Origin of the sequence: Occallatibacter sp. (assembly GCF_049582745.1) — a bacterium.
Taxonomy (GTDB): domain Bacteria; phylum Acidobacteriota; class Terriglobia; order Terriglobales; family Acidobacteriaceae; genus Telmatobacter.
Genome location: NZ_JBAUUO010000103.1, coordinates 1 through 21,484 on the forward strand (window position 1 = coordinate 1; position 21,484 = coordinate 21,484).

At 60.0% G+C, this 21,484-nt stretch carries 18 protein-coding genes; 13 read left to right on the forward strand and 5 right to left on the reverse strand.

Features of this window, described 5'->3' with window-relative positions; all coding sequences use genetic code 11:
- Window positions 1–164: 164 nt before the first annotated feature.
- The 4 genes from WCA10_RS15790 to WCA10_RS15805 all read left to right on the forward strand — a co-directional run bounded on the left by WCA10_RS15790 (window position 165) and on the right by WCA10_RS15805 (window position 4,281).
- Window positions 165–434 carry an addiction module protein gene (locus WCA10_RS15790; protein WP_472823472.1) on the forward strand — a complete coding sequence of 90 codons (270 nt, stop codon included), beginning with the start codon at window positions 165–167 and terminating at the stop codon, window positions 432–434.
- Complete coding sequence (locus tag WCA10_RS15795; protein ID WP_472823473.1) at window positions 431–730, forward strand: type II toxin-antitoxin system RelE/ParE family toxin; 300 nt, start codon at window positions 431–433, stop codon at window positions 728–730. The genes WCA10_RS15790 and WCA10_RS15795 overlap by 4 nt, the downstream gene beginning before the upstream one ends.
- A 201-nt stretch (window positions 731–931) precedes the next feature.
- Window positions 932–1,510 carry a hypothetical protein gene (locus WCA10_RS15800; RefSeq protein ID WP_472823474.1) on the forward strand — a complete coding sequence of 193 codons (579 nt, stop codon included), beginning with the start codon at window positions 932–934 and terminating at the stop codon, window positions 1,508–1,510.
- A gap of 125 nt (window positions 1,511–1,635) precedes the next feature.
- On the forward strand, window positions 1,636–4,281 hold the full coding sequence (locus tag WCA10_RS15805) for an LpqB family beta-propeller domain-containing protein (protein WP_472823475.1): 2,646 nt from the start codon (window positions 1,636–1,638) through the stop codon (window positions 4,279–4,281).
- A 21-nt stretch (window positions 4,282–4,302) separates the two neighbouring features.
- Here the strand turns inward: WCA10_RS15805 and WCA10_RS15810 are convergent, their stop codons facing one another.
- Complete coding sequence (locus WCA10_RS15810) at window positions 4,303–5,622, reverse strand: acetyl-CoA hydrolase/transferase family protein (protein WP_472823476.1); 1,320 nt, start codon at window positions 5,620–5,622, stop codon at window positions 4,303–4,305.
- Window positions 5,623–5,841: 219 nt separating this feature from the next.
- Between WCA10_RS15810 and WCA10_RS15815 the strand changes: the two genes are divergently transcribed.
- A complete protein-coding gene (locus tag WCA10_RS15815) occupies window positions 5,842–7,320 on the forward strand; it encodes a hypothetical protein (RefSeq protein ID WP_472823477.1) in 1,479 nt (492 codons plus the stop codon).
- 118 nt (window positions 7,321–7,438) lie between these two features.
- A complete protein-coding gene (locus WCA10_RS15820; protein WP_472823478.1) occupies window positions 7,439–9,928 on the forward strand; it encodes an ABC transporter permease in 2,490 nt (829 codons plus the stop codon).
- 51 nt (window positions 9,929–9,979) lie between these two features.
- Here WCA10_RS15820 and WCA10_RS15825 read toward each other — a convergent pair whose 3' ends face one another.
- Window positions 9,980–11,185, reverse strand: coding sequence for a hypothetical protein (locus tag WCA10_RS15825; RefSeq protein WP_472823479.1), 1,206 nt, complete (start codon window positions 11,183–11,185; stop codon window positions 9,980–9,982).
- 141 nt (window positions 11,186–11,326) lie between these two features.
- Complete coding sequence (locus tag WCA10_RS15830) at window positions 11,327–11,842, reverse strand: Lrp/AsnC family transcriptional regulator (protein ID WP_472823480.1); 516 nt, start codon at window positions 11,840–11,842, stop codon at window positions 11,327–11,329.
- Window positions 11,843–12,044: 202 nt separating this feature from the next.
- On the opposite strand from WCA10_RS15830, the gene ald reads away from it, so the two are divergent.
- The 5 genes from ald to WCA10_RS15855 all read left to right on the forward strand — a co-directional run bounded on the left by ald (window position 12,045) and on the right by WCA10_RS15855 (window position 18,285).
- The gene (ald, locus tag WCA10_RS15835) at window positions 12,045–13,160 is read left to right on the forward strand and encodes an alanine dehydrogenase (protein WP_472823481.1); all 1,116 of its coding nucleotides are present in this window, start codon (window positions 12,045–12,047) and stop codon (window positions 13,158–13,160) included.
- Between the two features lie 97 nt (window positions 13,161–13,257).
- Entirely contained in the window at window positions 13,258–13,836 is a 579-nt protein-coding gene (locus WCA10_RS15840; protein WP_472823482.1) for a PadR family transcriptional regulator, read from the forward strand.
- Window positions 13,823–14,593 carry a CPBP family intramembrane glutamic endopeptidase gene (locus tag WCA10_RS15845; protein ID WP_472823483.1) on the forward strand — a complete coding sequence of 257 codons (771 nt, stop codon included), beginning with the start codon at window positions 13,823–13,825 and terminating at the stop codon, window positions 14,591–14,593. Before WCA10_RS15840 ends, WCA10_RS15845 begins: the two co-directional genes overlap by 14 nt.
- Window positions 14,594–14,644: 51 nt before the next feature.
- Window positions 14,645–16,933 carry a sensor histidine kinase gene (locus WCA10_RS15850; protein ID WP_472823484.1) on the forward strand — a complete coding sequence of 763 codons (2,289 nt, stop codon included), beginning with the start codon at window positions 14,645–14,647 and terminating at the stop codon, window positions 16,931–16,933.
- Window positions 16,930–18,285, forward strand: coding sequence for a sigma-54-dependent transcriptional regulator (locus tag WCA10_RS15855; RefSeq protein WP_472823485.1), 1,356 nt, complete (start codon window positions 16,930–16,932; stop codon window positions 18,283–18,285). Before WCA10_RS15850 ends, WCA10_RS15855 begins: the two co-directional genes overlap by 4 nt.
- Here the strand turns inward: WCA10_RS15855 and WCA10_RS15860 are convergent.
- Window positions 18,269–19,123, reverse strand: coding sequence for a J domain-containing protein (locus WCA10_RS15860; RefSeq protein ID WP_472823486.1), 855 nt, complete (start codon window positions 19,121–19,123; stop codon window positions 18,269–18,271). The genes WCA10_RS15855 and WCA10_RS15860 overlap by 17 nt on opposite strands.
- Window positions 19,124–19,464: 341 nt before the next feature.
- On the opposite strand from WCA10_RS15860, the gene WCA10_RS15865 reads away from it, so the two are divergent.
- Complete coding sequence (locus WCA10_RS15865) at window positions 19,465–19,911, forward strand: recombinase family protein (RefSeq protein WP_472823487.1); 447 nt, start codon at window positions 19,465–19,467, stop codon at window positions 19,909–19,911.
- A 31-nt stretch (window positions 19,912–19,942) separates the two neighbouring features.
- Here the strand turns inward: WCA10_RS15865 and WCA10_RS15870 are convergent, their stop codons facing one another.
- A complete protein-coding gene (locus tag WCA10_RS15870; protein WP_472823488.1) occupies window positions 19,943–20,959 on the reverse strand; it encodes a hypothetical protein in 1,017 nt (338 codons plus the stop codon).
- Between the two features lie 180 nt (window positions 20,960–21,139).
- Here WCA10_RS15870 and WCA10_RS15875 point away from each other — a divergent pair, with 180 nt between their 5' ends.
- Window positions 21,140–21,469 (forward strand): hypothetical protein, encoded by a 330-nt coding sequence (locus WCA10_RS15875; RefSeq protein ID WP_472823489.1) that lies wholly within the window; start codon window positions 21,140–21,142, stop codon window positions 21,467–21,469.
- Window positions 21,470–21,484: the final 15 nt, after the last annotated feature.

Here is a 21,484-nt window from a genome sequence, read left to right on the forward strand (position 1 = left end):
CCACCCCGCTTACCCGGGCCGCGCCCTCGGCGCATACTGCCCCTCGATGCAACTCACAAGCCGCCAAAACACGCACGCTAAGCTTCAACCTCAAAAAACTCAGTACGTGTGAGACATCCAGGCTAGCACCCTGTGTCCTTGATTCTGAGACCCGGGAGTGCAGCGTGATTCGATACCCGGTTCCGCGCTACAATCTCTCCATGGACCGCACCGCCGCCCAGCTTCTCGAAGAAGCACGCCGCTTGCCACCGGAAGAGTTCAATTGGTTGATAGGGGAGCTTCTCCAGGCCGGTGATGGGTCCAGCGACGCCGAGATCGAGGCCTCCTGGAAGGCCGAGGTTGAGCGACGCGTCGCCGACGCCGACGCGGGAACCGGGGCTACCGCTTCCTGGCAAGAGGTGGAACCGCCTTTGCGTGCCCGACTGAACAGGTGAGTCAGAAGCCTCTTCGCATTCGCTTCGAGGCCCAGGAAGAGATCAACTCGGCATTTGACCGGTACTTCCAGCGCAGCCCTCGCGCTGCCGATGCCTTTCTTGCGGAGATTGGCGCGTCATTGGCGCAGATTGTTTCAAATCCCCAACTCTATCCGCAGTACACGAAGAACACCCGCAGACGAATGCTGGAGCGATTTCCCTACTCCGTGATCTTTCAAGAGAAAGACGACGTGATTCTCGTTCACGCGATTGCCCATGCCAAGCGCCGTTTCGATTACTGGCGGGGACGAGTCTGAAACTGGTTCGGCAGGGATTCACCTCCCAAGCCGGGTTTCGAGACATGAAGTTAGAGCATCTCGCTTGTCTAACTTCCGCCTTGTCGACAAGTGACCCAGAACCAAAGAAATCGCATCCAATTAACAAATCAACACGAGTACACTGGTTGCGTTCGGCCAACCTGACTGTCAAACAAACGCAGTCGCGTTCCAGAGGGCCCGATGAAGCCATTCAAAGCGATCACGTTGTTGTTGCTGCTGGCGACCGCCTCCACCACCCTCCAGGCCAAGCCCAAAAAGCCCTACAAGCTGCCCGCCGCGTTTGAGCAGGCGCGCTATGTGTACGTGGAAGCAGAGGACGGCCAGGAGTTTAACCCGCGATTGAATCCAGACGACCGCGGCGCCATCGCCGATGTTGATCGAGCTCTCTACGATTGGAACCGCTACATCGTGACAACCCGCCGCGAGGAGGCAGACTTGATCTTCGCAGTCCGCAAGGGCCGCCTCGCCACCGCAACGCTCGGGGGACAAGTCAGTTCTGCTCCGCAGGCAGGTCCCAACCGTCCCGCTGGTGGCCCGTTGTCAGGAAACGGCATCGCCGTTGGCGGCGAAGTAGGTCCGCCCGATGATTTCCTTGAGGTCTTCCTGCCCAATCCCAACGAAGCTCGCGGAGCACTGCTCTGGCAGCGCGCTCTCCCCGATGGCCTCAACCCGCCCCAGCTCACCCTCTTCAAACAATTAAAAGATGAAGTCGAGCGCACCTATCCCACCCGGCCCCCGAAACTACCCTCAAAGCCCTGATCAGCCGCTCCAAAGTTGCACGCACATATATCTGCTCTCGGTGCCCTGCGAACCAGCATGCAACGCGGGCGATTCTTGGCGCAAATAAATGTGCGGTTTGCTAGCATCAATAATCCAGGACGCCCATGGCACTGCAATCCGGCACGCAATTAGGACCTTACAAGCTCGATTCGCGAATCGGTTCGGGTGGCATGGGAGTGGTGTACAAGGCGCACGACTCGCGTCTTGAGCGTTTTGTAGCGCTCAAGTTCCTACCCGAAGACGTGGCGAAGGATGCGCAGGCGCTAAGCCGTTTTCGGCGAGAAGCCAAAGCGGCATCGGCGCTCAATCATCCAAACATTTGCACCATCTATGAAATCGACGAATGCGCGGGGCAGGCCTTCATCGCCATGGAGTTGCTGGAAGGCCAGACACTGCGCGACATGATCGCCGGCAAGCCCTTGTCGATCGACAGAGTGCTCAATCTGGGCTCACAGATCGCAGACGCTCTGGACGCGGCCCACACTCGAGGGATCATCCATCGCGATATCAAGTCGGCCAACATCTTCGTGACCGTTCGCGGACAAGCAAAAGTTCTGGATTTTGGTCTCGCTAAGTTTTCTGCTCCATCCGGCGGTCACACCATGACCGCACCAACGGTTGAGCCAGAGCAATACCTCACCAGCCCCGGAACGGCGATGGGCACAGTCACCTACATGTCTCCGGAACAGGTGCGCGGCCAGGAACTGGATGCGCGCACAGATCTCTTCTCATTCGGCGTGATCCTGTATGAGATGTGCACAGGCAAGCTGCCATTCCGTGGCGACACCCCTGCGCTCATCTTCAACGCCATACTCGAGCGACCGCTGGTAGCCCCGGTGCGCCTGAATCCCGACGTCCCCGCCGAACTGGAAAGGATCCTCAATAAGGCGCTGGAGAAGGATCGGGATGTGCGCTATCAGTCCGCCGCGGATCTAAGAGCGGACTTGAAACGGCTGAAACGAGAAACGGAATCGAACCGGGTTGCCACGTCGCCGGTCCTGCCGACTAGCTATTTGAGGCGGCGATTGCTCTGGGCCGGACTCGCACTTCTCCCGCTCCTTGCGATTGGTTGGACGTTTCGCGATCGTTTAGTTCCACAACCGGAACCCTTCAAACAGATCGAGATTACGCAGGTCACTCGTTCAGGCAGAGTGGGTACCGCAGCGCTCTCACCGGATGGAAGATATGTCGTCTACTCCAGGTCGGAGACCAGCAGTTCTAAGGAGGGGTTGGTCTTGCGAAGCGTTTGGGTGAAACAGGTCGACGGCGGAGAAGTGCAGATTGTCGCACCCTCGGTATCGATTTACTATGCGTTCACCTTTTCGCCGGATGGAAACAATATCTACGTACTCCGTGCCGAGATAACCGATCCAGACAATGGGATTCTCTACAAACTACCTGCACTCGGAGGAACGCTCCTGCGCGTTGCAGAACACTTGGATTCGCCCGCCTATCCGTCCCCGGACGGGAAACTGTTAGCTTTCGAGCGCGACTCCGATGAAAAACACAACTCGGTGTTGATCGTTGCAAACGAGGACGGCAGTAGAGAGAGAGAGGTTTCGGAGCTTAAGGATCCCGGTGGATTTGAGCGACTTGTGTGGTCTCCGGGGGGGAGAACGATTGCTGCCGTCGTACGCCAGTCCGATACCCCGGGAGCCACTTATCGCAAACTGGTTGAAATCCCGCTGACCGGCGGCCCCGAACGATCCATAAGCTCCGATCGTTGGAGTGCAATATTCGGTCTTGCTTGGCCCGCAGAGGGACACTGCCTGTTGGTAGCAGAGCAATATCAAGCGGGCGGTCCGACTGATATTGCTTGCGTATCGCATGATACCGGCGAGATTCGGAAAATCACGAACGGACTGAATGACACCTTTCAAGATATCAGCGTGAGTTCTGACTCCAAGACCTTAGCGGCTGTGCAAACCAGTGACTTCGAAGATATTTGGGTAGGTCATTTGAACGACTCGGACAGTTTCCGGACAATTACATCCGGCGGCCGATCCGCCTATGCCACGTGGACACCAGACAAACGAATCGTCTACGCCAATTTTGCGGGGGGAAACTCCATCTGGGCTATGCAGGCTAACGGAAACGAGGCGATGCAGTTGACGCCTGCCTTTGAATCCAATGTCAGTTATTTTCGGGTCTCGCCAGATGGTCGACATGTGGTTTTCATTTCATGGAAAACAGGCAGTCTCCATCTCTGGAGGATTGACACAGACGGTACCAACCTCAAACAACTGACCAACGGAAAGTACGACTTTAGCGCCCCAGATATCTCGCCCGATGGGGCTTGGGTGATATATAGCAAATCCGGCGCGGAAAAAGGAGTCTGGAAGGTCGCCATTGATGGTGGGGACCCGGTTCGACTGATTGAGGGCAACGCCGATATTCCTGTCGTTTCACCGGACGGGAAAATGATCGCGTACCTGGACCGCCCCGAGGGCCACACTCCCAGAGTTACCATCATGCCCTTCGCAGGGGGCCCGGCGATCAAGACGTTCGACATACCCAAGGCCACTACCCTGCGTTGGACGCCGGACGGCCGCGAAATTCTCTTTAGCAAGGGCGACGGCGGCATTGCCAATATCTGGCGTCAGCCCCTTAGCGGTGGGAGACCGACCCAGGTCACCCGATTTAACAGCGATCAGATTTGGGACTTCGATATTTCCCGCGACGGTTCACAAATCGTCTTGACCCATGGCCGAAGCGATTCGGACGTGATGCTGATTCGCGACGTTCGCTGAGGTGAAAGCGGCTCATCCGCTTCACGCAAACGAAACACCCCGCGGAATCAACCGGTGCTCATACGCCTGCCGCTCCAGTTCCTCGCGAAAATCCGGATGCGCCAGCCCGATCAGCCCCTTCGCGCGTTCTGCCACCGATCTCCCCTTCAAATTCACCATCCCGTACTCCGTCACCACATACATCACGTCCGACCGCGGCGTCGTCACAATGTTCCCCGCCGTAAGGCTGAACACGATCCGGCTCTTCCGTTCCCCGTGCTTTTCGTACGTCGACGCAAGACAGATGAACGACTTTCCACCCTTCGATGCATAAGCTCCCCGCACAAACTGCAACTGGCCTCCGGTGCCGCTGAGGTGACGCTGACCGTCGGTTTCCGAAGCCGCCTGTCCCTGCAGATCGATCTGTGTAGTGTTATTGATTGAGACGGCCTTCTCGTTCTGCATGATCACGTGCGGCGAGTTCGTGTAATCCACCTGGTGGCAGTACATGTCGGGATTGCGATTTGTCGTGGCATACAGTGAGTGCGACCCCAGCGCAAACGTGTACGTCACCTTGCCCGGATCGAGCGTCTTCCGCGATCCCGTCACCCGGCCCGAACGGTAGAGCAGGCCAATTCCGTCCGTCAGCATCTCCGTGTGGATGCCCAGATCTTTCACCCCGGTCTCAAGCAACAGGCAGCACACGGCATTGGGCATTCCCCCGATCCCGATCTGCAGACATGTGCCATCTTCGATTTCTTCCGCAATCCGCCGCGCCACCATGCTGTCGATCTCGCTCGGGTCCGGGTTGGGCAGTTCCGCGCACGGTTGATGATCACCGTCAATCACAAAATCAACCTCCCGCAGATGGACCCCATTCTCTTTGCCGAATGCATACGGCAACTCTCGATTGATCTCGACGATCACCGTCTTCGCGCGCTCTACTGCGGCTCGTTGCCACAGATTGGTCGGCCCAAAGTTGAAGTAGCCGCCCTCATCCATCGGACAGGTCTTCAGAATGACGATGTCGACCGGATAGAGGAAGCGCCGGTAATAATCCGGCACCTCACCCAGGTTCAGCGGCACGTAGTTACAACGGCCTTCGTCATGCTTTCGGCGGTCGTAGCCTGAAAAATGCCAGCTGAACATGTGAAAGCTCTTGCCTTCCGCATCGTCCTCAATCACCGCGCGCGGACGCATCGACAGGCATGAACGTATCTTCACGTTCGTCAGTTCATCTTTGCGTGCAGCCAGCGCCTTGTCGAAAGCATCCGGCTGGCAAAGCGCCGCGCCATAGTCCAGCCACATGCCCGATTTAACGAGGCCGGCCGCCTCTTCCGGGGAGATCGTTGCTCCAGACATTCGCAGAGTCCTTCATGAGTGGGGAATCGTGTTCGCACAAGAGTCTACGCTGGGTGCTCCATTCATGACGCGCTTTTTGCGTCATGAGTGGGATAGCACAAACCTGGGTGCAATTCCGTCCCCTCTAAAACCCATTTCACCCTCCGCCCCGTCTCACCTGTAGAGACCGTGCGCTCTTCTTACGCCTGCACAATTCACGGGAGGTTGATTCCCCACGCCATGCGCTTGTTTCTTAAGTCCCTCGCTGCATTTCTCTTCTTTTTCAGCGCCATCTTCGTCTGTCCCCAGTCGGCCCCCGATCCCCACAACCTCACCCACCAGGATCTCAATCTCAAAAGCCTTCTCACCGCGCCAGCGCTCAAACTCTCCAAAGTCTTCACCCGGAACAACGCCCTCCGTCCGGGCTCCCGGATGAATCAGAACTACACCTCCGTGCCCAAGGCCCCGCTGGTATTTACCAGTCCCGTCTTCAATCAATCCATCTCCGATACCGCTACCCTCGTGCAGACTTCGACAGCGCAGGGCGACCCCTACGTCACGCCCGTCACCCGCATCGTCTCCTCTGACGGGGGCGTCAACGACACCGCGCCGCTCTACACCTACCACAACTGCAACTACACCGCCGCCAACTCCGCCGCCCCCTGCGTCGGTGCATTCATGATTGCGCAGAACAACCCCGGCGACTTGCACAACGGCGTCTGGGGCATCAATCCCATCGCCATCCAGCGCCACGGCAGCGTCAACTCCCTCACCTACGGCGTCGAAGCCAACATCTTCAACGAAACAGGTCTCGACCCCGGCCCTCCCGGCAAAGCCTCCCCCGCCACGAGCCAGATCTTCGGCATCGCCGCCACCATCGCCGGCAATGCCTCGGGAGTCACCCACGGAACATCCGCCTTTCTCGCCACCGACGAAGACAGCGGCTCCTACTGGTACGACGGCCTCTGGGTCGAACGCGCCATCTATGCGGCGCTTGAGGCCGGGCCTGTCGGCGGAGGGTCCGACTTGCAATGGTCGGTTGTCTCCAACGCAGTCGGCTCCGCAGGACCTCAGCACAACTTCCCGAGCATTCCCCAGGCCGACATCGAATCCTGGTGGGACGGCGACGCCTCGGTGCTCGAAGTCTTCAAGCGCCAGTTCATGCCCAGCGCCGGAGCGCGCCCCATCGGCTGCTACAACTACACGTTCTCAACCGCACTTCGCCAGCAGTTCTGCGACGACGGCAGCAACGTCTTCCTGCCCGCTGCGAACGCGGCTGCCATTCGCATCACTCCCGATGCCAACGGAGAAACCGGCGCAGCCGTCTCCGTCACCAATGCCGCCAACAACGCCTACACCTTCCTCGTCCAGAAGAACGGCGCCACCACCATCGACAACGCGCTCACCGTCACCCGCGCCGCCCGCGCCGCATCGTTCCAGATCGGATCAAAGACCGTACTTCCCGCAAATCTTGACGGCTTTCACGGCTCCGGCCGCAGGGTCCAGATCAGCGATGGCACTGGCGCCGGCGGCAATGTTCCGCAGTGGGACGCGACCGGCAACGTCACCGACAGCGGAGTCTCCGCCGCCCAGCTTCCCGTCGCCTCCCCCAAAGCCAAAGCCGGCCACGTCGCGTGTATCAAGGCCCTCGGCCCACCCGTCCAGATCGGCTCCTGCTCTACCCGCCCCGACGCCGCCGGTGCCTGCTCCTGCAACTGAGGTGTGCTGAGCGACAGATCGCCGTGGCGACCGCAGCCGCAACATCACCTATCGTTGATAACTCCTGATTGACAGTCGGTCAATTCCCCGGTTTAACTCTCATCTGAGAGGTCGCCCCATGACATGGAAAGATGTCGCCATCGCCGCGCGCATCCTCGCCCGGCGTCCCGGCTACACGTTGACAGCCGTCCTGACCATCGCCCTCGGCGTCGGCGCCAGCACCACCATCTTCAGCGTCACCAACGCGGTCCTGCTCGAGCCGCTTCCTTACCGTGATCCCGGCAAGCTGGTCATCGCCGGCATGGACCTGCGCAAGCGCGACGTCCACGATCTCCCCTTCTCCAATGCGGATTACATCGACCTGCGCGAAGGCACCAAGGTCTACTTCTCTGACATGGCCGGCGTCTTCACCGGCCGCATGGTCGTTCCCCAGGAAGATGGATCGCCCGAACAGGTCAGCTTCGCCGTCGCCACCACCAACTTCTTCGATGTGATGGGCGGCAAAATCATGCTCGGCCGCGACTTCAATGCGCAGGATGGAATCCCGCAGCCGCAGCCGCCTGCCAACGCCGCGGCCAATGCCGCACCTGCCCGCTTGCCCGGCATCGCCATCCTCAGTTACGAGTACTTTCGCCGTCGCTACGGCGCCAACACCGCTGTGCTGGGCCATAACATCACGATTCCCGGCCAGCCCGGTCCCTTGATCGTGGGTGTTTTGGCTCCGGGCTTTCGTCTCTACTTTCCACCCGACGCCGACGTCCAGCCCGCCCCCGACATCTACATCGCCAATCGTCTCGGCTACGACTCAGCGGAGCGCAACGACTTCTCCATTCGACCCATTGGCAGGCTTAAAGAGGGAGCGTCGCTCCAAAGTGCGCAAGGCGCAGCCGACGGAATAGCCGCACAGGCGCGGCAGACGTTTACCATCGACGAGACCGCCGGCTATTACATTCATCTCGCGCCCATGCGACAGCATCTCGTGGCAGCGGTGCGCCCCGCCATACTCACCCTCATGGTCTCGGTGATCTTCCTGCTTCTGATCGCCTGCGCCAATGTCGGCAATCTTCTCCTGGTCCGCGCCTCTCTGCGCCAGCAGGAATTCTCAGTGCGTGCAGCCCTGGGAGCAAACCGTGCGCGGCTTATCGCTCCGATCCTCATTGAAGCGGTCTTGCTCGCCGCCTTGGGCACGATCGTAGGTCTCGCCCTTGCCTGGGCCGGAATCCTCGCGTTGCGGGCACTCGCTCCAGCCAACCTTCCTCGTCTTGAAGACGTCCGCATCGATGGCACGGTGCTCGCGTACAGCGCGCTCGCCGGCCTCGTATCCGCGGCCATCTTCGGCATTGTCCCCGCCTTGCAGGCTTCGCGCCCCGCGCTCATGAATGTGTTACGCGGCGTCAGCCGAACCTCCGGCATTGGCAGCGGAGCCTTCCTCCGCAACGCCGTGGTGATGGCCGAAGTCGCGCTCTCGTTCATTCTCCTGATCGGGTCCGGATTGATGTTCCGTAGTTTCCTCAAGCTGCAGCAGATCGATCCGGGCTTCGATCCGCATCATCTTTTGACCTTCCAGCTTCAGGGCATCCGCCTCAACCGGAAGACTCCGGAGCAACGCGCCGCTTTCATGCATGTGATCACCGGGCAGCTTAAATCCATTCCCGGAGTTCAAAGCGCCACCGGCTCATTTCCATTTCCGCTCACTGGCGAATTCAGCCCCATCCGCTGGGGCACCGTGGACGCAGCGCGCGACCCAAGCCGCTTTCAGGCCACCGATCTTCAAATCGTTCTTCCCGGTTACTTTGAAACCATGCGCACGCCCCTCCTCGCAGGGCGCACTTTTACTGAAGAAGACAATCTCCCTGGACGCACAGATGTCGTCGTCGACTACGCTCTCGCTGCCAAAGCATTTCCCGGCCAGTCGGCGATCGGCAAACAAATCCTCATTCGCCTCCGCACGCCCGAAGCAGAGAAGGTACAGATCATCGGCGTTGTTGCGCACCAGCGCGTCACCTCGCTCGCCGAGGTTGGACGCGAGCAGATCTACTTCCCCGACGCATTCCTTGGATCCGGCGTGATCCAATCCTGGGCATTGCGCACCGGCAGCGATCCGGCTTCCTACGAAAACCAGGTCCGCGCAACGCTCAAGGCGCTCGATCCGCAACTTCTCATCACCAAGATGCAGACCGCTGACTCCGTGGTCTACGACTCGCAGGCCGGCACTCGATTTTCGCTTCTGCTGATTTCGGTCTTTGCAGTCATTGCTGCATTGCTCGCGGGGGTTGGCCTTTATGGCGTTATCTCCACCTCGGTACGACAACGCACGTCCGAGATCGGCGTCCGCATGGCCATGGGAGCCGAGCGCGGCGACATCCTTCGCCTCATCGTCGCGCAAGGACTGCGTCTAAGCGCAGCCGGCATTGTCATTGGAGTGATTGGATCGATCTTCCTTGGCCGCGTGATCTCTGCGCTGCTTGTGGGAGGAATCAAACCCTCAGACGTCATGACCTATGTCTCCATGACGGCAGGGTTCCTGGCCATCTCCGCGCTCGCATCCTGGCTGCCCGCCCGTCGAGCGTCCAGCCTCGATCCCGCAAAGGCCCTGCGAGAACAATGATCGTTGTGTCTGGGGTAACTCAGATTCAGGTCTGGACGCGAATGGTCTCAGCTACTCGCTCAGCCGCGCGTGCAGCACCGCGGCCTGCCCCGCGGCCGTGAGAGCACAGCTTGCGTGCTGGTCGCAACGAAAATGAATAAGCGTATAGTTGCTCGCCCATGCCGCCGCGGTCGTCTGCCCATAGCGCTTGTCGATTGCGAAGGTCCGGTCCTCCGCCCACAGCAGCCCGCGTACCTGGTCGTATCCCGTCACGCGGTCATCGCCCTGGATCACAAATCCATCTCCCCACTTGGGCAGGGTTCGCTTCTGGGGATGGCCCGGCCCCTCGAATTCCTTCGCGTGCGCCCTGGGGTCAAGCAGCATGGCCTGCTCGTCGAGTGTCGGGAAATTCGTATTCAAGTCCCAGTAATTGGCGCGCCTGTACTGGTCGGGAGAGCAGGGAAGCGAGCCTTGCGCATTTACGGCGGCTACCTGTCCGTCAGCCGTAGTCTGGTTCTGAAAGATATCTTTCCCGTGCTCTCTCGCTGTTTCCGCAGCCTGCATCTGGGCGACCTGGCTTTGCCGGGCCGCTTGCATTGCCGCGTTCCGTTCCGCAGCCGACAGCTTCTTTCCATTGGCGCCTACCGGCGACACAGAAACCGGCATTCCTGCGCTCTGGGGATTGAAGCGGAAATCGATTTCCTTTCCGCAAAGCGCAAATCCCGTTGAATCCAGCAGTCGAATGTTGACCGACATCGGCATCGGCGGATTGCTCACCGCTCGCGAGAACCCCGCGCCCCAGCGATCCTCCATCGGCACGATCTGCAGTTTGTACGCAAGTCTGCCGGTCTTGGCATTGCCATCCCATCGCGTTTCAAGATGTCCGCGCAAACCGTCCACGGCGACGATTCCCGGTCCCAGATCCCCCGGCGGCGGAGTATCGTCCTTCGGCTTGTTCATGGTCATCACAACAAAAATCCCAAAGGCGACAAGCGCCGCAAACCCGCCGAGCAGCAGCACATTCGGCTTCTTCTTCGGCGGCGGCCCTTGTTCCTCCGCACGCCTTTCTGCCTGATCGACAAACTCATCCGGTTCCGCCTCTTCAGACTCTTCGTGCTCTTCTTCTTCTGGCTCCTCCACGATTGGTTCGTGGGTGACGACCGCCCTGGACTGTGCTGCTGCGGCAGGAGCCGCTGGTGGCGTGGGCGGCGGCGGAGGCGCCGGATGGCTTATCTCTGCATACTCCTCGTCGAACTCGTGTTGGTCGGACTCAAACATAACTACGCCTTCAAGAACGCCGTCCGGAATTGTCCCATGCAGGTAACGCCATAAGCAAAGTACCGGCGTAACCAATGTACCTCCAGCGAGGCCAATTCGCACCCGGGCTTCACGTGACTAGGTAGGTTCTTCGCCCTTGTTCTACACGCGGTTTCCGTCCAGCACATCCCGAAGCGCAAAGCTTGTTTCCAGCCTCGTTACCCCCGGCAACCGCGATAGTTCGTTCTGGTGAAGCCGCCCGTAATCGTCGATGCCCGCTACCCGCGCCACCAGCATATAGTCGTACTGGCCAGCCATCAGGTGGCAGCTCACGATTTCCTTGCAATGCCGCAACGCCGCTTCAAATGAGCTCAAAACCGGAGCCGATTGACGCTCCAGCGTCACGCGGATGTAGACCGTCATTCGCCTCCCCAGCAGCCGGTCGTCTACCATTGCCCGGTAGCCCCGAATCGTTCCCGCACTTTCCAGCGCCTGAATCCTGCGCGAAGCCGCCGAAGCCGACAATCCCACCGCCTCACCCACCTCGTAGTTCGTGGCCCGTCCATAACGCTCCAGATAGCGCAGAATCGAGATATCCAGCTCATCGAGTTCGGATTTGATCTCCGCCTCACCGGTTTTTTGCATGAGAGCGTCTTTTTCTTCACGTTTCGTGTCCATGCCTGTCTTTTTACACGAACTTTGCATACATTGAAACCCCAAATCGCCGTAGGATGTGTCCAAACTGGAAAGCCACCATCGAGCTGCCGCGCCGGATCAAGCCCTCCCCCGGGTACCAAAAACTGTCCGGCGCACAGCTCTCCAGCCTTGCGACTGCCTCCCCTGCGAGTCGAGCCACTGAAGCCGGACGAAGGAGCCCTCCATGATCATCGGCGTTCCCAAAGAGATTAAGGATAACGAAGCCCGCGTTGGCGTCACGCCCGCCGGGGTGAAGGCGCTTACCGAAGCCGGCCACAAAGTCCTGGTCGAAACCCACGCAGGCGAACTCTCGGGCTTCACCGATGCCAGTTACCAGGATGCCGGTGCAGAGATCGTCGGCGACGCCGGCAACGTCTGGGGCAAATCCGACACCGTGGTCAAGGTCAAGGAGCCCATCGAGCAGGAGTACGTCTACTTCCGCGAAGGCCTGGTCCTCTTCACCTATCTCCACCTCGCGCCGCTTCCAGTCCTCACCAACAAGCTCCTCGACTCCAAGGTGATCGGCATTGCTTATGAAACTGTCCGCGATCGCCAGGGCACTCTTCCCCTGCTTACACCGATGAGCGAAGTCGCCGGCCGCATGAGCGTGCAGGTTGGCGCCGCGTATCTCGAAAAGGAGCGCGGTGGCCGCGGAATTCTTCTCGGCGGCGTCCCAGGCGTTCCCCCGGCAAACGTCACCATTATCGGCGGCGGTATCGTCGGCACCAACGCCGCGAAAATCGCCCTCGGCTTCGGCGCCAAAGTCACGCTGGTCGACGTCAACCTAAGCCGCCTGCGCGAACTCGACGACCTCTACAGCGGACGCCTCTACACGCTGGCTTCGAACAGCTACAACGTCTCGCTCGCCACGCGCGAGGCCGATCTAGTCATTGGCGGCGTGCTTATTCCCGGCGCAACCGCCCCCAAGATCGTCACCCGCGCCATGGTCTCTGCCATGAAGAAAGGCGCCGTCATCGTCGATGTCGCCATCGACCAGGGTGGCTGCGTCGAGACCGCCAAACCGACTTCGCACTCCAACCCCAGTTACGTGGTCGACGGTGTCGTTCACTACTGCGTCACCAACATGCCGGGCGCGGTGCCGCACACCTCCACGCTGGCGCTCACCAACTCAACCTTCCCGTACCTGATGCGCATCGCAAATCTGGGCGCTCGTGAAGCTCTCAAGCGCGATCCTGGTTTCGCCGAAGGCCTCAACACCTATCTCGGCACGCTGACCCATCGAGGCGTAGCCGACAGCCAGAAGCGTCCCTGGACAGGAACCGAAATCGTCCTCGGGTAGTCTCGCCTGTCAGGAAGTGCTCACAAGTTTTCTCTTGATTTAGATTTCTATTAGTCATATATCTATTAGTGCTATGGCAAGACGCGTTAGCTCAAGTATGGAAGTTCTGCTCGGCCTGCTGACCATCGAACCGATGTCGGGTTACAACCTCGGCCAGATGATCAAGGAAAGCATTCATCACTTCTGGAACGAAAGCTATGGGCAGATCTATCCCAACCTGAAAAGGCTCGCATCCGGCGGGTTCGTTACGCGCAAAACGGAAAAGCAGAAGGGCAAGCCCGACCGGAACATCTACTCCATCACGAAGAAGGGCAGGGAACGCCTTCAGCGCTGGCTTCAGGTTGAACCGCAGCCCGAAGTTCCGCGCAATGAACTGTTGCTGAAACTATTCTTTGGCGCGAACGCTTCTCCCCAAACGATCAAGGGCTACGTGGAGCAGATGGTTGCGCGCGAGCGGGCGGTGCTCGGGCGATTCGCTGTCATCGAGCGCGAAATCCCAAAAAGTGCAGACTACCCCGACGCTCCCTATTGGCAGATGGCGCTGCGCTTCGGGCAGAATGAACTCGAGGCGCACATGCGGTGGGCTGAAGAAACCTTGGTTGCGTTAGGCAAGCTCGATAAAGAGCGCGACCGAGTGCCGGGCAGTCGAAAGGACGAAGGCCATGCGGGCAAATGAGATTGTTGCGCCGAGAAATTCCGATGAGAGGAAAGCACCAGCGCAGATCGCCTCCTGGAACCGGCTGGTTGGCTTCCTGTTGATTGGGGCCGGCGTCGTGGTATTGGGTTTCCTTGCACAACATACGTCAAGTGCCGGCAACGGTACCGGCGGCCAGCTCGCCAGCCACAGACAAGCGATTCCCATCTACCTGGGCGCCATCCTAATGGATTGGGCCCTGTTTTATTACTGCTGGTCCTCGGTGCATCACTATGGTGGCAGCCTGTGGACACTTTCAGGCGGGCGCTGGCTCTCGTGGAAGGACGTGCTGCTAGACATGGGGATCATGGTGCCATTCCTGGTGATATGGGAGGGCACTGCGTACGGAGTTTCAAAGCTCATGGACGGGACGGCCGCGCCAGGCAGCGCAAAGACCGTCGACAGCCTGCTGCCGCAAAGCCTGATCGAGATATTGATCTGGATTGCAACTTCGATCACTGCGGGTGTTTGCGAGGAGATGGCGTTTCGCGGTTTTCTGCAACGGCAACTCCACGCCCTGAGCGGGAACATCGCGGTCGCAGTGCTGGGCCAGGGCTTGGTCTTTGGATTGTTCCACAGCTACCAGGGCTGGCGGAATGTCGTCGTGATCAGTGTGCTCGGGATGTTGTACGGCGCGCTGGTGGCATGGCGTCGCAATTTGCGCGTTAATATCGTTGCGCACGCCTTCACGGACGTGTGGGAAGGGTGGCTAAAGTTCGTCGTCTGGCGCGTCGCCTGATGTTCGTTGTCCGGCCTGCCTCTCGTTTGCTGCCCGCACTATAATCGCCGCATGCCCTTCGATGGCAGCTCGCGGCGGCGGACGGTCATATTCCTCGGCGCAGGCGTGTTGCTCTTCTTTGCCGTGCTGGGAGCTCTCCAGGCTTTCAACCCCATCCCCTTCCTCCATCCCGAAACCTCCGGCGAAACCCTGGCCTTTACAGGCCTCACCTTCGTCGTCTTCCTTTCGCTCCTCGTTTTTCTTCTCCTATTGCTGCGCGCCATTCTCAAGCTCTATGCGGATCAAAGCAGCAGTGCTCTTGGCGCGCGTTTGCGGACGCGCATGGTGCTCGGCGCCGCCCTCATCGCGCTCACGCCTGCGGTTTTCATGTTTCTGTTCAGCTTTCAGCTCATGAACCGCTCCATCGACCGCTGGTTCTCCCCCAACACTTCGGAATTGCATGAAGACTCCACCCGCGTCGTTCTGGAATTGGCCCAGTACGTCACCAGTAACGCGCGCGGCGAGGCAGAATCCATCGCGGCGTTCGAGGGCCCGCCCTCATCCCTGCAGCAGGTTCTTGCTTCCCATCGCATCACGCTCCAGGGAGGCTTCGTTCTCATTTATGACGAGGGTCGTCATGTGGTGGCCAGCTTCGAGGCCCCTCCGGAAAACAGTCCGGCCAGCCTGATTCCATGGCTGCCGGAAAAAACCGGTGCGGTCCCGATGCAATCTGCAGTGCCGCTGCAAGGGCCGCTCTCCGCGAGCATTCTTACCTCTGCACAGCGCAACGACCAGCCGGTTATCCGCATTGCCGGCCAGGATTACGCATTGGGCAAAGCAGCTACCGGTTCCGGCAAGCTGGTGATTGCCGCGCTTCCCATGCCTCAGGGACTCAGCCAGACCACCGCGCGCATTCGTGCCGGTGCCGCCGAGTACTGGAATCTCTTCCGCTCCCGCCGCAGTATCCGCGACACCTTCTTCCTCATGCTGCTGCTCATCACCGTCGTGGTCTTCTTCTCCAGCGTCTGGCTCGCCCTCTTTCTGTCCAAGCAGATTACGCGGCCCGTTGAAGCCCTCGCCGATGCCATGGATGAGATCGCAGCCGGCAAGTACGAGCACCGCGTCGCTCTCATCACCACTGGTGAGATGGCCGAGCTCGTGCGTTCGTTCAATCACATGGCAGCCGATCTCGACACCAGCCGTAAACTCGCTGAAAGCTCTTCGGCCCAGCTCAGTGCCGCAAACCAGGCCATCGAAGCTCGCCGCCGCGAACTCGAAACCATCCTCGAAACCATCCCATCCGGGGTCGTCACGCTCGACGCGGCAGGAAACGTGCTGCAGGCCAATCGCGCCTTTGGCGTCCTCATGGGGCAGGACGAAACTGCAACCGTTCGGGGCACCAGGATCGACGCTTTGTTACCACAGGATTCCATCGACGAGCTCGCCGGCGTCATCCGGCGCGGCCAGCGCATGGGTGCGGCCTCCACCGAAATCGAATTCCATCTTCACGGCCGCAACATGCATCTCGCCGTCACCAGTGCGCGGCTTGAACTCGCGCAGGGCCGAGCAGGCACCGTACTTGTTGTCGAAGACACATCGGAACTCCTCCGCGCCCAGCGTCAATTGGCGTGGAAGGAGGTGGCGCAGCGCGTAGCCCACGAGATCAAGAACCCGCTCACGCCCATCGCACTCTCCGCCGAGCGCATCGGCCGCCATCTCGATCGAGGCCAGCCTGACTCGACCTCCGTCATTCGCAAGTGCAGCGAAGTTATCCTGGCCTGTGTGGGGACGCTGCGGACGTTGGTCGATCAGTTCTCCGCACTGGCTCAATTTCCGGCTCCCCAGCCGCGCCCCTGCGACATGAACCAGATTGCCGACGAAGCGCTTGCCCTGTTTGCCGGCCGTCTCGAGGGCATCACCGTACAGCGCGATCTGGAACCCGGTCTGCCTCCCGTGCTTGCCGATCGCGAGGCCATCCGCCGCGCGCTCGCCAATCTCATCGACAACGCCGCCGAGGCCATGCAGGGCAGTCTGCTTCGCGTACTCCGCGTGCGCAGTTCTCTTGCGGAAGATGGCGGCGCCGTCGAGATTGAAGTTTCTGACACTGGCCATGGCCTGACCGAAGAAATCCGCGAACGGCTCTTCCTGCCCTTCTACTCCACCAAGCACCGCGGTACCGGCCTTGGCCTTTCCATCGCGGCCAAGATCATTCAGGAACTCGGCGGTTCGATTCGCGCCGAAAGCAACACCCCCAAAGGCGCGCGTTTCCTCATCCGCCTGCCCCTGCTCGATCGCACCGACACGCCCGCGCATGAGGGTGACGCTGCCGGCGCCACTCCTCTTACCGAGGCTCACTCATGAACCATGTCCTCGTGGTCGATGACGAGGCAGAGATCCGCACCTCGCTCGAAGAGATCCTCACCGAGGAGGGCTACGGCGTAGCCACCGCTGCAACCGCCTCTGAAGGCCTCGTCCTCATTCAGGACGCGCCCTACGACGTCGTCCTGCTCGATATCTGGCTACCCGATCGCGATGGCCTCGACGTTCTCGCCGACATTCACGCCCTGGTTCCCGAGAAGCGCCCCGAGGTCGTTATCATCTCCGGCCATGGCACCATCGAGTCGGCTGTCAAAGCCACCAAGCTCGGCGCGTACGACTTCCTCGAAAAGCCGCTCTCCCTCGATCGCACGTTGATTGTTCTCAAGAATGCGGTCGATGCCCGCCGCCTTCGCAGCGAGAACCTTGAATTCAAGCGCCAGTTCAGCCTGAATGCTGCGCTCACCGGCGAAAGCGTTCCCGTCAAGGCGCTGCGTCAACAGATTCGTCTCATGGCGCCGACCAACGGCCGTGTTCTCATCTACGGCGAATCCGGCACCGGCAAGGAACTCATCGCGCGCGCCATTCACGCCGAGAGCCTGCGCCGCGACGGTGTCTTCATCGAACTCAACTGCGCTGCCATCCCTGAAGCGCACATCGAATCGGAACTCTTCGGCTATCGCCACAGCGTGCAGCCGGGCGGCCCGCCCGAGCAGCGCGGCACGCTCGAACGCGCCGATGGCGGATCGCTGTTTCTGGATGAAGTCGGCGACATGAGCCTTAAGACGCAGGCCAAGATGCTCAGCGCCCTCGATGACCAGCTGTTCACTCCGGTCGGCGGCACGCAACCCTTGCGTGTCGACGTCCGCCTTATTGCCTCGACCAACAAGGATCTGGAAGAGGAGATCGCCAAAGGCAACTTCCGCGAAGACCTCTTCTACCGCCTCAATGTTGTTCCGTTTTTCGTGCCGCCGCTCCGCGAGCGCAAACAGGACATCCCGCTCCTCGCCCGCGAATTCCTCGGAGAATTCGGTCGCCAGTACGGCCGCCCGCGCATGGAGATCAGCGACGAGGCGCTCGAAGTCCTCCAGCAATATCACTGGCCGGGCAACGTACGTGAATTAAAAAACGTGATCGAGCGCGTCCTGATCTTGAATCCGCGCACCCTGCGCATCGAGCGCAAACAACTGCCGCCGCTCACTCACAAATCCGGCGCACGTTCGACGGAAGACTTCTCCACGCTCCAGCAGGCTCGCGATGCCTACGAGCGCGACTACATCCTCAAGAAAATTGAAGAAGCCCGCAACAATGTCAGCCGCGCCGCTGAACTCCTCGGCCTCGAACGCAGCCATCTCTATCGGAAGATGAAAACCCTCGGAATCACTGTACGCGAGTAGACAGTGGATCGTCCTGCACGTTTACCAGCGCATAAGTCCGCCTGTCTCCCTTGATCTGCCGCCGGTCGCCGACATTCACACGCCGGTCCCGCGTTCCTGCCCGCCGATCGGATCCGGGCATCCGCAGGACCACCACGCTCCGCCGGTCCTGACCAGTCTGTCGCCGGTCCAGCCAGACCGACATCGAAGATGGCAAAATGATCGGTCCAGATCCATTCTTCCCATTTGCCGCGCTGGTTCCATTGGCGCCCTGCGCCCCGTTTGCCTGTTGTCTGTGCCCGCGTGCCGATTTGTCGAATTGCACCTTGCCGTCGGTCAGCAGCTTATTCAGCACCGGCAGATTGCCCCGTTGCGACTCGATGTAGTCCACACCCTCCGCCGTCAGCGTGAAGTCGGAGTTGTCCGCCCTGGTAATGTAGCTCTTCTTCAGGAGATACCAGGTCGTGAAGTCCAGGTAGTCTCGCGGAAATCCCATTCGCCGTTCAATCTCCGCCAGCGACACTTCAGGAAACCGCGGATTCGCCCGCCGCTTGAAGTAGAGCACCGCCAGCACTGCGATACGACGGTTCAACTCGCCTTCCACGCTGTCCATGAAGTCAACGGAATTCGAGAGCGGCTTGACCTCCATTGCCTCGCGCCGGCAAGCGGCATCGTATTCGGCGCGGCGCGCCGGGTTCGAGAGCGTATCAAAGGCGGTTCTCAGCAGCCGGAACATCTCCGGATCACCCGACTCCGGATTGTCCGGATGCAGCCGTGCCGCGAGGTAGCGATAGACGCGATGAATCGTATCGGCGTCAGCGTGGGGGCTGATTTGCAGGAACTCATAGTAGTCGATCATCCCTGTCTGTCTTTCGTCTCAATTTTCCAGCACGTAGTGATGTTACAGATTGGCCCCAGAGGAATGCCGAATTGTAGCAGTCTTTGTTCAGTTCAGGAAAATTCCTGGAGGACAAATTTTGATTTCCTCGGCGATTACGCCTCTTAGCTTCATGCTGCCTCGAGCCTTGTCCATTACCGGACATGCAGTTGCAAAAACGGCCAGCATTTCCGGTCGATTGGCAGTCTGGACTTTTCGGAACCCATTCCGGCGCAATGCTTTGGGCCCTTGAGCATCGTTGCCGTCTTCGGCCTCCAAATTGCTCCCCACAGGGCGCGTTGCTGTGTCTTTTGGAGGCTCCCATGGCCTATTTCGAGCGTATTCGTGATGTGGTTTCCGAGCCCTTCAGCTCGGATGTGATCCGCCAGCGCGTTGCTGCCGGATGGCAGATGGTCTCAATCGAGTGGCGGCGCGAGCTGCCCGACTCCGAAACTCCGTCGGACGGAGCATTCAGCGAAGCCATCCCTTATGGCCTCCGCATCTCCGAGGATTGCAAGCGGCTCGAAGTCGATCCCCACGAAAACCAGGTCCTCCTTCTGATGATGGATCTGCTGGCCCAGGATTTCTCCTATTCAGCCATCGTCAGCGACCTCAACGAGAAGGGCTTTCGAACCCGCGAAGGCCGTCCTTGGAGCCGCGTTGCGGTCTTCAACATGATGCCGCGGTTGATTGAAGTCGGCCCGCGCATCTTCTCCAGCGAAGAGTGGGAGCAGCGCCGCATCAAGCTCGCTCGCCGCGAAGCGCCATAGCCGGAAACGGTTCAGCCCGCGCAGGATCTCGCTACTTCAAGATCGGTCCCAGCGACGCCGGATTGTCTCCCGTACGCGGATCCACGCGAAAATCCCAAACCGACTGGCTGATATCCGACGACAGAATCTCCACCAGCGCGTATTCCCCGATGGTCAGCGTTGTCTCCGGCGTCAGCTTCAGCCAGTGCTTGCCCGGCATCACTTCCGCTTTGGTCGGAATCACATCCTCGCTCTGCGTCACCTTGCCCGTCGGGCTCACGTGGACAGCGCCGATGATCCTCACCGCCCGGCGCTCGTCCACCTTCACAATCGCAAATCCTGAGCTAGGTGAGTGCGCGCCATGCTTTCGATTCGCCACTTCCTTGGCGCCGTGCGTCTGCACCGTTACAGCGTGCGACAGCACCTGCTCCACATTATCCTGGCCCTCGAGCGAGAGATAGATTGCCGGATCGTTCACGTGCAGGTGCACCTTCGCGTGCGCTCCGTCCAGCTCAACCGTGGCCCTCTGGCCTGCCAGCGGATTCAGCGTCGCCAAGCCCTTCCGGTTTCGCTGATTCAAGCTGAGATTCGACGGCACCAGCTCTACCAGTTCCGGCGTGCCCTGGAAGGTATCCAGCACAAACACGCCGTCCTCGTCGGGCAATTCAAGACCCTTGGCGACTTCCGGCATGCGGGCTTTCAACTCGTTGCGTTCCGCCGCCTCTTCCTTGTCGATCTCCTCAGCCTCTTTCATCCCCGGCGAAGCCGCGTCCGGGCTTTCATACGGACCAACGTGGTGCTGTTCCCATTTGCGCGTCGCGTCCCAATCTACAAGGTCGTAGGGCAGCTCCTCCCATTCATTCCGTTCGAGAGAGAGATAACGCACGCGATCGCCCACGACCTCGTACTTGCGGACCATCTGATAGTTGCCGTCTTTCAGAATGAGGCGATGATTCCGCGCCAGCCCAGGCGCATCCGGCTTGATGACCGTCCCATGATTCGGCTGCCCCTGCTGATCCTGCTGGCTCCAGGCGATCCCCGCGCACGCCAACACCGTTGTCAGCGCCACTGCCAATACCCGCCAAGGATGACTCAAATGCTTCATTGCCCACCAGTTTAGACGCTTTCGGCAACGTCTCGTTTGCGTCCGGTTACTAGAGGCGTGTTTTAGACGCTTACATCTTGGGATGCCGCGCATCCAATCTTGTGTATTCTGCTAGTGGGCTCGTTCTGTAAGGATGCTTAAAGTTTGACCCGACTTCACACATGGACGCGGAGTAACCGAGCCGCAAGGCCCAGAGCCTACGCCGGCATCGTCGTGCTGTGCCTGGCACTGTTGGCCCTGCTCGCCTTCGTCCAGGTAGCCCACGTCCACTCCGTCGACACAGACGCCGATCACTGCTCTCTCTGCATCGTTTTGCATACCGCGGCAGCTCCCGCTGCTGTGGCTGTGCTGGTGATTGTGCTGGTTTCGTTCGAGGCGGTCGCACCGGTAGTGGCGATTCGTCCCCTCGGAATCCTCTGGCGCCAACAGCTTTTCATTCGCCCGCCTCCGCGCCTCTCCCCGGCTTCGTTCTGACCTCGCGTTTCGGCC

Coding starts and splice junctions, on each gene's coding strand:
- WCA10_RS15865 (WP_472823487.1), top strand. CDS start 19,465: ATGGCCTATTTCGAGCGTATTCGTGATGTGGTTTCCGAGCCCTTCAGC.
- ald (WP_472823481.1), top strand. CDS start 12,045: ATGATCATCGGCGTTCCCAAAGAGATTAAGGATAACGAAGCCCGCGTT.
- WCA10_RS15840 (WP_472823482.1), top strand. CDS start 13,258: ATGGAAGTTCTGCTCGGCCTGCTGACCATCGAACCGATGTCGGGTTAC.
- WCA10_RS15825 (WP_472823479.1), bottom strand. CDS start 11,185: ATGTTTGAGTCCGACCAACACGAGTTCGACGAGGAGTATGCAGAGATA.
- WCA10_RS15850 (WP_472823484.1), top strand. CDS start 14,645: ATGCCCTTCGATGGCAGCTCGCGGCGGCGGACGGTCATATTCCTCGGC.
- WCA10_RS15815 (WP_472823477.1), top strand. CDS start 5,842: ATGCGCTTGTTTCTTAAGTCCCTCGCTGCATTTCTCTTCTTTTTCAGC.
- WCA10_RS15860 (WP_472823486.1), bottom strand. CDS start 19,123: ATGATCGACTACTATGAGTTCCTGCAAATCAGCCCCCACGCTGACGCC.
- WCA10_RS15830 (WP_472823480.1), bottom strand. CDS start 11,842: ATGGACACGAAACGTGAAGAAAAAGACGCTCTCATGCAAAAAACCGGT.
- WCA10_RS15845 (WP_472823483.1), top strand. CDS start 13,823: ATGCGGGCAAATGAGATTGTTGCGCCGAGAAATTCCGATGAGAGGAAA.
- WCA10_RS15820 (WP_472823478.1), top strand. CDS start 7,439: ATGACATGGAAAGATGTCGCCATCGCCGCGCGCATCCTCGCCCGGCGT.
- WCA10_RS15855 (WP_472823485.1), top strand. CDS start 16,930: ATGAACCATGTCCTCGTGGTCGATGACGAGGCAGAGATCCGCACCTCG.
- WCA10_RS15810 (WP_472823476.1), bottom strand. CDS start 5,622: ATGTCTGGAGCAACGATCTCCCCGGAAGAGGCGGCCGGCCTCGTTAAA.
- WCA10_RS15800 (WP_472823474.1), top strand. CDS start 932: ATGAAGCCATTCAAAGCGATCACGTTGTTGTTGCTGCTGGCGACCGCC.
- WCA10_RS15805 (WP_472823475.1), top strand. CDS start 1,636: ATGGCACTGCAATCCGGCACGCAATTAGGACCTTACAAGCTCGATTCG.